This window comes from Aeromonas sp. CA23 (assembly GCF_002587065.1).
GTDB classification, from domain to species: domain Bacteria; phylum Pseudomonadota; class Gammaproteobacteria; order Enterobacterales; family Aeromonadaceae; genus Aeromonas; species Aeromonas bestiarum.
Window position 1 is genome coordinate 2,016,530 of sequence record NZ_CP023818.1, and the last position, 13,223, is coordinate 2,029,752.

Genomic DNA, 13,223 nt, shown 5'->3' on the forward strand with positions numbered 1-13,223 from the left:
CGTGGCCAACGGCGACGTGCAGTATCTGGGGCAGGGTGAAACCAAGGTCGAGACCTTCGTGGTCAAGAGCCAGGATGGTACCGAGCATACCGTCACCATCACCATTACCGGCGTCAATGACAGCGCGGTGATCAGCGGTGCTGACACTGGCGCGGTTACCGAAGATGCCAGCCCGGATGTGCTGACAGACAGCGGCGTGCTGACCGTGACTGACGTGGACGGGGCCGATGAAGCCAAGTTCGTGGCCGGTGCGGGCACCCCGAGTGCCGATGCGCTGGGCAGCCTGACCATCACCGAAGGCGGTGCCTGGACGTATAACGTGGCCAATGGCGACGTGCAGTATCTGGGGCAGGGTGAAACCAAGGTCGAGACCTTCGTGGTCAAGAGCCTGGATGGCACCGAGCACACCGTCACCATCACCATCACCGGCGTCAACGACAGCGCGGTGATCAGCGGCAACGACACCGGTGCCGTGGTGGAAGATGAAAGCACCCCGACCCTGACTGAGACTGGCAGTCTGACCGTGACCGACGTGGACGGCGCCGACGAGGCCAAGTTTGTGGCCGGCAACGGCGTGGCCAGCAATGGCGCGCTGGGCAGCCTGACCATCACCGAAGGCGGTGAGTGGACTTACAACGTGGCCAACGGCGACGTGCAGTATCTGGGGCAGGGCGAAACCAAGGTTGAGACCTTCGTGGTCAAGAGCCTGGATGGCACCGAGCATACCGTCACCATCACCATCACCGGCGTCAATGACAGCGCGGTCATTAGCGGTGCTGACACTGGCGCGGTTACCGAAGATGCCAGCCCGGATGTGCTGACAGACAGCGGCGTGCTGACCGTGACCGACGTGGACGGTGCCGATGAGGCCAAGTTTATTGCCGGCAACGGCGTGGCCAGCAACGGTGCGCTGGGCAGCCTGACCATCACCGAAGGCGGTGCCTGGACGTATAACGTGGCCAACGGCGACGTGCAGTACCTGGGGCAGGGTGAAACCAAGGTCGAGACCTTCGTGGTCAAGAGCCTGGATGGCACCGAGCACACCGTCACCATCACCATTACCGGTGTGAACGACAGCGCGGTGATCAGCGGCAACGACAAGGGCGGCGTCACTGAAGATGAAAGTACCCCGATCCTGACCGAGACTGGCAGCCTGACCGTGACCGACGTGGACGGCGCCGACGAGGCCAAGTTTGTGGCCGGCAACGGCGTGGCCAGCAATGGCGCGCTGGGCAGCCTGACCATCACCGAAGGCGGTGTCTGGACTTACAACGTGGCCAACGGCGACGTGCAGTACCTGGGGCAGGGCGAGACCAAGGTCGAGACCTTCGTGGTCAAGAGCCTGGATGGCACCGAGCACACCGTCACCATCACCATCACCGGCGTCAATGACAGCGCGGTCATTAGTGGTGCTGACGCTGGTGCCGTGACCGAAGATGCCAGCCCAGATGTGCTGACTGACAGCGGCGTGCTGACCGTGACCGACGTGGACGGCGCGGATGAGGCCAAGTTCGTGGCCGGTGCGGGCACCCCGAGTGCCGATGCACTGGGCAGCCTGACCATCACCGAAGGCGGTGTCTGGACTTATAACGTGGCCAACGGCGACGTGCAGTATCTGGGGCAGGGCGAAACCAAGGTTGAGACCTTCGTGGTCAAGAGCCTGGATGGCACCGAGCACACCGTCACCATCACCATCACCGGCGTCAACGACAGCGCGGTGATCAGCGGCAACGATACCGGTGCCGTGGTGGAAGATGAAAGCACCCCGACCCTGACTGAGACTGGCAGCCTGACCGTGACCGACGTGGACGGGGCCGATGAAGCCAAGTTCGTGGCCGGTGCGGGCACCCCGAGTGCCGATGCACTGGGCAGCCTGACCATCACCGAAGGCGGTGTCTGGACTTATAACGTGGCCAACGGCGACGTGCAGTATCTGGGGCAGGGCGAGACCAAGGTCGAGACCTTCGTGGTCAAGAGCCTGGATGGCACCGAGCACACCGTCACCATCACCATTACCGGCGTGAACGACAGCGCGGTGATCAGCGGCAACGACACCGGTGCCGTGGTGGAAGATGAAAGCACCCCGACGCTGACCGAGACCGGCAGCCTGACCGTGACCGACGTGGACGGCGCCGACGAGGCCAAGTTTGTGGCCGGCAACGGCGTGGCCAGCAATGGCGCGCTGGGCAGCCTGACCATCACCGAAGGCGGTGTCTGGACTTATAACGTGGCCAACGGCGACGTGCAGTATCTGGGGCAGGGTGAAACCAAGGTCGAGACCTTCGTGGTCAAGAGCCTGGATGGCACCGAGCACACCGTCACCATCACCATCACCGGCGTCAATGACAGCGCGGTCATTAGTGGTGCTGACGCTGGTGCCGTGACCGAAGATGCCAGCCCGGATGTGCTGACTGACAGCGGCGTGCTGAGCGTGACCGACGTGGACGGCGCGGATGAGGCCAAGTTCGTGGCCGGTGCGGGTACCCCGAGTGCCGATGCACTGGGCAGCCTGACCATCACCGAAGGCGGTGAGTGGACTTACAACGTGGCCAACGGCGACGTGCAGTACCTGGGTCAAGGTGAAACCAAGGTCGAGACCTTCGTGGTCAAGAGCCTGGATGGCACCGAGCACACCGTCACCATCACCATCACCGGCGTCAACGACAGCGCGGTGATCAGCGGCAACGACACCGGTGCCGTGGTGGAAGATGAAAGCACCCCGACCCTGACTGAGACTGGCAGCCTGACCGTGACCGACGTGGACGGCGCCGACGAGGCCAAGTTTGTGGCCGGCAACGGCGTGGCCAGCAATGGCGCGCTGGGCAGCCTGACCATCACCGAAGGCGGTGTCTGGACTTACAACGTGGCCAACGGCGACGTGCAGTACCTGGGGCAGGGTGAAACCAAGGTCGAGACCTTCGTGGTCAAGAGCCTGGATGGCACCGAGCACACCGTCACCATCACCATCACCGGCGTCAATGACAGCGCGGTGATCAGCGGCAACGACACCGGTGCCGTGGTGGAAGATGAAAGCACCCCGACGCTGACCGAGACCGGCAGCCTGACCGTGACCGACGTGGACGGCGCCGACGAGGCCAAGTTTGTGGCCGGCAACGGCGTGGCCAGCAATGGCGCGCTGGGCAGCCTGACCATCACCGAAGGCGGTGTCTGGACTTATAACGTGGCCAACGGCGACGTGCAGTATCTGGGGCAGGGCGAGACCAAGGTTGAGACCTTCGTGGTCAAGAGCCTGGATGGCACCGAGCACACCGTCACCATCACCATCACCGGCGTGAACGACAGCGCGGTGATCAGCGGCAACGACACCGGTGCCGTGGTGGAAGATGAAACCACCCCGACCCTGACTGAGACTGGCAGCCTGACCGTGACCGACGTGGACGGGGCCGATGAAGCCAAGTTTGTGGCCGGCAACGGCGTGGCCAGCAATGGCGCGCTGGGCAGCCTGACCATCACCGAAGGCGGTGTCTGGACTTACAACGTGGCCAACGGCGACGTGCAGTATCTGGGGCAGGGTGAAACCAAGGTCGAGACCTTCGTGGTCAAGAGCCTGGATGGCACCGAGCACACCGTCACCATCACCATCACCGGCGTGAACGACAGCGCGGTGATCAGCGGCAACGACAAGGGCGGCGTCACTGAAGATGAAAGCACCCCGATCCTGACCGAGACTGGCAGCCTGACCGTGACCGACGTGGACGGCGCCGACGAAGCCAAGTTTGTGGCCGGTGCGGGAACCCCGAGTGCCGATGCACTGGGCAGCCTGACCATCACCGAAGGCGGTGCCTGGACTTATAACGTGGCCAACGGCGACGTGCAGTATCTGGGGCAGGGCGAAACCAAGGTCGAGACCTTCGTGGTCAAGAGCCTGGATGGCACCGAGCATACCGTCACCATCACCATCACCGGCGTCAATGACAGCGCGGTGATCAGCGGCAACGACACCGGTGCCGTGGTGGAAGATGAAAGCACCCCGACGCTGACCGAGACCGGCAGCCTGACCGTGACCGACGTGGACGGCGCCGACGAGGCCAAGTTTGTGGCCGGCAACGGCGTGGCCAGCAATGGCGCGCTGGGCAGCCTGACCATCACCGAAGGCGGTGAGTGGACTTATAACGTGGCCAACGGCGACGTGCAGTACCTGGGTCAAGGTGAAACCAAGGTCGAGACCTTCGTGGTCAAGAGCCTGGATGGCACCGAGCACACCGTCACCATCACCATCACCGGCGTCAACGACAGCGCGGTGATCAGCGGCAACGATACCGGTGCCGTGGTGGAAGATGAAAGCACCCCGACCCTGACTGAGACTGGCAGCCTGACCGTGACCGACGTGGACGGGGCCGATGAAGCCAAGTTCGTGGCCGGTGCGGGCACCCCGAGTGCCGATGCACTGGGCAGCCTGACCATCACCGAAGGCGGTGTCTGGACTTATAACGTGGCCAACGGCGACGTGCAGTATCTGGGGCAGGGCGAGACCAAGGTCGAGACCTTCGTGGTCAAGAGCCTGGATGGCACCGAGCATACCGTCACCATCACCATCACCGGCGTCAACGACAGCGCGGTGATCAGCGGCAACGACACCGGTGGCGTGGTGGAAGATGAAAGCACCCCGACCCTGACTGAGACTGGCAGCCTGACCGTGACCGACGTGGACGGCGCCGACGAGGCCAAGTTTGTGGCCGGCAACGGCGTGGCCAGCAATGGCGCGCTGGGCAGCCTGACCATCACCGAAGGCGGTGAGTGGACTTACAACGTGGCCAACGGCGACGTGCAGTATCTGGGGCAGGGCGAAACCAAGGTCGAGACCTTCGTGGTCAAGAGCCTGGATGGCACCGAGCACACCGTCACCATCACCATCACCGGCGTCAATGACAGCGCGGTCATTAGCGGTGCTGACACTGGCGCGGTTACCGAAGATGCCAGCCCGGATGTGCTGACAGACAGCGGCGTGCTGACCGTGACCGACGTGGACGGTGCCGATGAGGCCAAGTTTATTGCCGGCAACGGCGTGGCCAGCAACGGTGCGCTGGGCAGCCTGACCATCACCGAAGGCGGTGCCTGGACGTATAACGTGGCCAATGGCGACGTGCAGTACCTGGGGCAGGGTGAAACCAAGGTCGAGACCTTCGTGGTCAAGAGCCTGGATGGCACCGAGCACACCGTCACCATCACCATCACCGGCGTCAACGACAGCGCGGTGATCAGCGGCAACGACACCGGCGGCGTGGTGGAAGATGAAAGCACCCCGACCCTGACTGAGACTGGCAGCCTGACCGTGACCGACGTGGACGGCGCCGACGAGGCCAAGTTTGTGGCCGGTGCGGGCACCCCGAGTGCCGATGCACTGGGCAGCCTGACCATCACCGAAGGCGGTGCCTGGACGTATAACGTGGCCAATGGCGACGTGCAGTACCTGGGTCAAGGTGAAACCAAGGTCGAGACCTTTGTGGTCAAGAGCCAGGATGGCACCGAGCATACCGTCACCATCACCATCACCGGCGTCAACGACAGCGCGGTGATCAGCGGTGCTGACACTGGCGCGGTTACCGAAGATGCCAGCCCGGATGTGCTGACAGACAGTGGCGTGCTGACCGTGACTGACGTGGACGGGGCGGATGAAGCCAAGTTCGTGGCCGGTGCGGGTACCCCGAGTGCCGATGCACTGGGCAGCCTGACCATCACCGAAGGCGGTGCCTGGACGTATAACGTGGCCAACGGCGACGTGCAGTATCTGGGGCAGGGTGAAACCAAGGTCGAGACCTTCGTGGTCAAGAGCCAGGATGGCACCGAGCATACCGTCACCATCACCATTACCGGCGTCAATGACAGCGCGGTGATCAGCGGTGCTGACACTGGCGCGGTTACCGAAGATGCCAGCCCGGATGTGCTGACAGACAGCGGCGTGCTGACCGTGACTGACGTGGACGGGGCGGACGAAGCCAAGTTCGTGGCCGGTGCGGGCACCCCGAGTGCCGATGCGCTGGGCAGCCTGACCATCACCGAAGGCGGTGCCTGGACGTATAACGTGGCCAATGGCGACGTGCAGTATCTGGGGCAGGGTGAAACCAAGGTCGAGACCTTTGTGGTCAAGAGCCTGGATGGCACCGAGCATACCGTCACCATCACCATCACCGGCGTCAACGACAGCGCGGTGATCAGCGGCAATGACACCGGCGGCGTGGTGGAAGATGAAACCACCCCGACCCTGACCGAGACTGGCAGCCTGACCGTGACCGACGTGGACGGTGCCGATGAGGCCAAGTTTGTGGCCGGCAACGGCGTGGCCAGCAATGGCGCGCTGGGCAGCCTGACCATCACCGAAGGCGGTGTCTGGACTTATAACGTGGCCAACGGCGACGTGCAGTACCTGGGTCAAGGTGAAACCAAGGTTGAGACCTTCGTGGTCAAGAGCCTGGATGGCACCGAGCACACGGTTACCATCACCATTACCGGCGTCAATGACAGCGCGGTGATCAGCGGCAACGACAAGGGCGGCGTCACTGAAGATGAAAGCACCCCGATCCTGACCGAGACTGGCAGCCTGACCGTGACCGACGTGGACGGCGCCGACGAGGCCAAGTTTGTGGCCGGCAACGGCGTGGCCAGCAATGGCGCGCTGGGCAGCCTGACCATCACCGAAGGCGGTGAGTGGACTTACAACGTGGCCAACGGCGACGTGCAGTATCTGGGGCAGGGTGAAACCAAGGTCGAGACCTTTGTGGTCAAGAGCCTGGATGGCACCGAGCATACCGTCACCATCACCATCACCGGCGTCAATGACGGTGCCGTGGTGGCGGGCGATGACCTGGGTGCGGTGACCGAAGATCTGAACGTGGTGAGCGGCAAGCTGACCGACACTGGCGTGCTGACCGTGAGCGATGCGGATCAGGGGCAGGCCAAGTTTGTGGTCGGGGCGGGCGTGGCCAGTGCTGGTGCGCTGGGCAACCTGTCCATCGCTGAGAACGGTACCTGGAACTACAACGTCGACAACAGCAAGGTGCAGTACCTGGGCCTGGGCGAAACCAAGGTCGAGAGCTTCACCGTGCAGTCGGTGGATGGCACCAGCCACACAGTGACAGTGGTGATCAACGGCACCAATGACTTGCCAACCCTGTCTATCTCCAATGGTGCAACTGTTTCCGAAGAGGGCTTGCCCAACGGCATAGCCGATAACAGTGGCAACCCGGATACCACGGATGCCAAGAGCATGTCTGGCACTATCTCCGTCGGTGATGTGGACAGCAGCAGCGTGGCTGTTTCACTGGGTGGACCGGCAGGGCTGACCTCCGGTGGCGCCGAGGTGAAGTGGAGCTGGGATGCCGGCAGCAAGACGCTGGTTGGTTATACCGGCACTCTGGGAAGCGACGGCTACAAGGCGGTGGTCGAGGTCAAACTGACCGCACCGAACGCCAGCGGCAAGGGCGATTGGACCTATGATCTGACCCTCAAGGCGCCGCTCGACCATCCGGTCAAGGGCCAGGAGGATTCCCTGTCGTTCCAGCTGGACGTCAAGGTCTCCGATAGCAATGGCACGACCACAGGCAAGCTGAATGTCACCGTCGAGGATGATGCGCCGATCGCTGGCGATGCCGCGGCCGTATCCGTCATCAAGACCAATATTCCTGACACCCTGACCGGCCTGTTTGATCTGACCAAGTACAGTGGCAGCAATCAGACGACCCTGAACGTGTCAGGCTTCAGCATCACGGCGCTGGGCTTTGCCTCGTCAACCAGCTCGGCGCTGGTCACGGCCAATGTGAATGGCTCCAGCTCCGGGCTGGGGGTCTCCAGCGTGGGCTCGCCCAATCACAACCTCCCCAACGAAGTTGATTTCCGCCACTTTGCAAATGGCACCTCGGCTTCCGAGCAGCTCACCATCAAGCTGGATGCGGGCAAGGTTGCCTATGGTGCCAATATCAAGTTCAGCCAGATGTTTGGTGGCGAGCTGGAGAGCGGCGTGGTCGAGTTTTATCGCGGTGGCGTGTTGATCGGCACCCAGACCTTCAGCTCCAATGCTGCGGGTGGCGACTATGCGGGCAATTTCCAGGTGCAGCAGGGTGGCTTCGATACCATGGTCATCAAGGCCACCAACAATGGTAACGGTCTGTACGCCGACAACAGCGACTTCACCGTGAAGAGCATCGAGTTCCTCGGTGCCACCACGGCGCCGGCCATCGCCTACGGTTCCGGCTCCGTTACTCCGCAGTGGGGGGCAGATGGCAAGGGCTATATGCAGCTGCTTGGCTCCAACGAGACCGGGCTGACCACGGCCACCGGCAAGATGATCACCACTACCATGGAGTCGGCCAATACCCTGATAGGTAAGGCCAGCGATGGCACCCTGGTGTTCCGTCTGGAATTTACCCCGGCCACCGGCAAGTGGGAGTTCTTCCAGTACCAGAACATGTCCAGGCCACTGGGAGACGGCGACATCGACTTCCAGATCAAGGTGGTGGATGCGGATGGCGATTCCAGCCTGGGCTCTTTCGCGACCAAGCCACTGTTCACTCCGATAGTGCAGTCGGTGTCCAGTGAGAACACAGTGGAAGGCGGCAATCTGCTGCATACGGTGGCCCTGTCTGACGCGACCCAGGAGGCGACCCAGTATGACTTCGCCATTGGGGGCAGCGGTAGCAACCCGGCTTCCAGCCTTGATTGGGGCACAGCCCAGTTCAGCAATGGGGTGACCTACAACAGCGCCACCGGCAAGATCACTGTGCCGGCCGGGGTATCCGGCTTTACCGTGACCATACCGACCGTGAACGATCGCCTGGTCGAGGCGAACGAGACCCTGACGGTGACCGTGGGTGGCCAGAACGGCACGGGTACCATCATCGACAACGACCGTGCTCCTGTGACCACGGGTGGTCACGGTGCAGGGACGGAAGACACGCCGCTGGTACTGAAGTGGTCCCAGTTTGGTGCCAGCGATGATCAGGCCGCGTCTGATCTGAGCGTGCAGATCAATACCCTGCCGCAAAATGGCAAGCTGGAGTATCTCAATGCGGCCGGTCAGTGGATTGCCGTGAAGGCGGGGGATCTCATCTCCTACGCTGATATCGACAGTGGCCATCTGCGCTTTGTACCCGGTCTCAATGAATCCAGCACCAGTGCAGTCAATGGCAACGGTGCGACGACGGGCAACCAGCAAGGGGACTACGCCAGCCTGGGTTACCAGATCAGCGACGGTGCCAACCTGAGCAATAGCGGCAAGCTGGTGATCGACATCGCTGCCGTGGCTGACAAACCTGTGGTGGATATCAGCCTGACCGGCAATGGCATACCGCTCTATACCCAATACCCGTCGTCCGGTATCTCGACCGGTGCGTTCCAGAGCGGCAATTTCAACAAGGGCAGCTTCGACATCACCAATAGCCTGACCGACAGCACCTCCACCCAGGATCAGGTGGTGGGCGGCAACGGCAACGACTACATCGTCAGCGTGAAGGGCGGCGGCGACTACTTCGTCGGCGGCCTGGGCAATGACGTGCTGGTCGGTGGCAACTCTGTCTCGGGCGATACGCTCGATGGCGGCGTGGGTAACGATATTCTGGTGGCCGGGCTGGGTGGTGACACCCTGTTTGGCGGCGCAGGTACAGACTTGGCCGTACTGATGGGCTCGCGCGCCAACTATGTCATCGAGCGCAGAAGTGATGGCGGCTTCAACTTCCTGGTGAAGGAGAACGGCGCCACCATCAGCAAGTCACTTTATGACATCGAGCTGGTTCAGTTTGATGACGGTATCTACCAGTTCAACCAGACCGATGGCACTTTGACGGCAGTACAGCCCAGCGTGGTGGATTATCCCCTCGAGATCAGTGCCTCCCTTGCCGATCGAGATGGCAGTGAGCAGCTCGACAGCCTGGTGCTGAGCGGAATGCCGAGTGGTGCGACCCTGTATCAGGGCGGCACTGCGCTGGGAACCGTCGGTGCGGATGGCAAGTTGACGCTTACTGGCCTTTGGAACCAGAGTGCGCTGGACGTCAAGCTGACCGGTCTGACCCTGCGGGTGCCGGGCAGTAATGCGGGTCAGTTTGACCTCAAGGTGGAGGCCATCGCCAAGGAGGTGGTGACCGACCAGACCAGCAGCGCATCGGATCAGGATTCGATCCGCATGAGCTACTTCCTCTCCACCGAAGGGGAGCCGGGCGATCAAAACCGCGTCTACGGCAGCGAGCACAATATCGTGGTCGGCGACCTGGACGGCAGCGTTGTGCTGCCAGGCCAGAACTACAACATCGCCTTTATGGTCGACAGCTCTGGCAGTATCGGTAGCACGGCCATGAATACCATCAAGAGCCAGCTGGCACAGGTCTTTAATAGCCTCAAGACCAGCGCTGGCACCGATGGGGCTGGCAAGGTGAATGTCTTCCTGGTGGACTTCGATACCTTGTCCAACAAGTCGGTCAGCGTGAACCTGAAAGACAGCAATGCCCTTAGCCAGCTGCAGGCGATTCTCGACAGCATGGATGGCAGCTCGGACAACGGCGGCGGTACCAACTACGAAGACGTGTTCAAGACCACGGCCAACTGGTTCAACGGTTCGACCGCTCAGGGCAACACCAATGCCAAGAACCTGACCTACTTCATCACGGATGGGCAGCCTACTTACTATCTGGAGAATGAGGGTAGCAACCCGATGATCCGAGATCGTAGTGGTACAGTGAATGACGTGTATTTGAATAATGTCATCGGCAGTAACTACGTTCAGGGGCAGATATACACGGTAAGTAACCGCACAGTCATCAACGCCAATGGTGTGGTTTATGACTACAACGGGAACCAGATTGGTTATATGAGACCTGATGGGACCGGAAGATATGTCTACTCGACTCTGGCGGGTACAGGAAGCTCCACCAGCAGTACGACGATTGCCAATGCAGTGGCTGGTTTTGCCTTGCTGACCGGCATGGGCGTGACGGTGGAGGCGATCGGCCTGGGAGCCAACATCTCCTACAACGATCTCAAGTCCTATGACTCTGACGGTGTCATCATGACGGGCGTCAATGCCAACGATCTGGCCGGCGCCATCCTGGGCACCTCGGTCAACAACCTGCCGGGCAGTGACCGGATCGATGGCGGTGCCGGTGACGATATCCTGTTCGGTGATGCGGTTCACTTCGCCGGTATCAACGGAGAAGGCTACGCGGCCATCAAGCAGTACGTGGCTGGCAAGCTGAGTACCGGTTCTGTGACCGATGCTCAGGTTCATGACTACATCACGGGCCATGCCGCCGACTTTGATCAGTCCTCCACCAATGACAAGGCGGATGTACTGATCGGCGGGGAGGGCAATGACATTCTGTTCGGTCAGGGTGGCAACGACATTCTGGATGGTGGTGCTGGCAACGACATACTGTTCGGCGGTGCCGGTGACGACATGCTGCTCGGCGGTCTGGGCGATGACCAGCTCTATGGTGGTAGCGGCAACGATACCCTGTATGGTGGCGCCGGCAACGACACCCTGAGCGGCGGTCTGGGCAACGACATTCTGGTCGGTGGTCTGGGCAACGACATCCTCAAGGGGGATGCGGGGGCCGATATCTTCACCTGGCAGCAGGGGGATACCACGGCAGGCGCCATCGCCAAGGATTACGTGGTCGACTTCTCCAAGGCTGAGGGTGACAAGCTGGATCTGAGCGATCTGCTGGATCACGATGGTTCCCACAACCAGACTGATCTGAAGAGCCTGCTCTCTGTCTTCCAGGACAGCGAGGGTGTGCACTTGCAGGTCAAGGAGACCAGCACGGCCCCTGTGACTCAGGAGATAGTGCTGATGAACCACACGTTCGACAGCCTCACCGGCAGTGCGGCGTCCACCTCTTCCCAGGTGATCGACTACATGCTGAGCAACAATCTGCTGGATATCGACAAGTAATTCCGTCAGGGCAGCACAACAAGCGGCAGAGCAATCTGCCGCTTTTTTTATGTCTGGTTATCGAGGGAGCCACGCTGATGGCGGGGCTTTTGCGACGGATATCAAGGATGTGCCCCACACAGGCCGCCCTGGGCCCGATCGAACGGCCAGTTTGCTATTGATAAGTGTGAAGAGAGTCCGGCCTTGAGCCGAATCTCGCTTTTTTTCATCAAGTTCCGTCATCATCTTGCCGACATAGGATAAGAATACGGGTCGTGTTGGGATTCTGACCCTTCTATACTATGGCGAGACTCGGGAAACGGACGTAAGGGCTTTATATGGCGAGCATATTGGATTCAGTGGATCAACGTACCCAGCTGGTAGGGGAGAACCGTCTGGAGTTGTTGATGTTCCGTTTGGGATCCCGACAGCTGTTTGCTATCAACGTGTTCAAGGTGCGGGAAGTGGTCAAGCTGCCCCATCTCAACAAGATGCCGGGGGCGCACCACAACATCAGCGGGGTGGCCAACATCCGTGGCACCTCGATCCCGGTGATCAACCTGCGCAGCGCCATCGGCATGCGCGCCATGCCCATCGACAGCGAGTCCAACCTCATCATCACAGAGTACAACCGCACCATTCAGGGCTTCCTGGTGGGGCAGGTGGCCCATATCGTCAACATGACCTGGAAGGACATACTGCCGCCGCCGCGCTCCGCCGGGCGGGCGAACTACCTGACCGCCATCACCCGCATTCCCGAGGACGGCGTCGACCAGATCGTCGAGATCATCGACGTGGAGAAGGTGCTGGCCGAGATCATCACCTACGACATCCGCATCTCGGAAGAGGTGCTGGATCGGGAGATACTGCCCGAGATGCATGGCCGCAAGGTGCTCATCGTCGATGACTCCAGCACGGCCCGCAATCTGGTGCGGGAAACTCTGGGTCAGCTGGGTCTGGAGGTGATCGAATGCCAGGATGGCCTGCAGGCGCTCAATCTGCTCAAGGGCTGGTGCGATGCGGGCAAGAAGGTGACCGACGAGATCCTGCTGATGATCACGGATGCGGAGATGCCGGAGATGGACGGTTACCGGCTGACCCACGAGATCCGCAGCGATGCCCGCATGTCCGATCTCTTCATCACCCTCAATACCTCCCTGAGTGGCAACTTCAACGAGGCCATGGTCAAGAAGGTGGGGTGTGATCGCTTCATCTCCAAATTCCAGCCAGATCTGCTGGTCGGGGTGGCCCAGGAGCGGCTGCGCCAGATACTGGAACGCTGATGCTCATGCAAACAAAGATCCCGCCTCGGCGGGATCTTTGTTTTGGGCCGACAGTGCCCTTTTCT

At 61.3% G+C, this 13,223-nt stretch carries 2 protein-coding genes; both read left to right on the forward strand.

Going from position 1 to position 13,223, the window contains the following annotated elements; all coding sequences use genetic code 11:
* Window position 1 precedes the first annotated feature (1 nt).
* On the forward strand, window positions 2-11,896 hold the full coding sequence (locus CK910_RS24180; RefSeq protein WP_216640191.1) for a VCBS domain-containing protein: 11,895 nt from the start codon (window positions 2-4) through the stop codon (window positions 11,894-11,896).
* 317 nt (window positions 11,897-12,213) lie between these two features.
* Complete coding sequence (locus tag CK910_RS09595; RefSeq protein WP_042870959.1) at window positions 12,214-13,158, forward strand: chemotaxis protein CheV; 945 nt, start codon at window positions 12,214-12,216, stop codon at window positions 13,156-13,158.
* The last annotated feature ends 65 nt before the right edge of the window (window positions 13,159-13,223 follow it).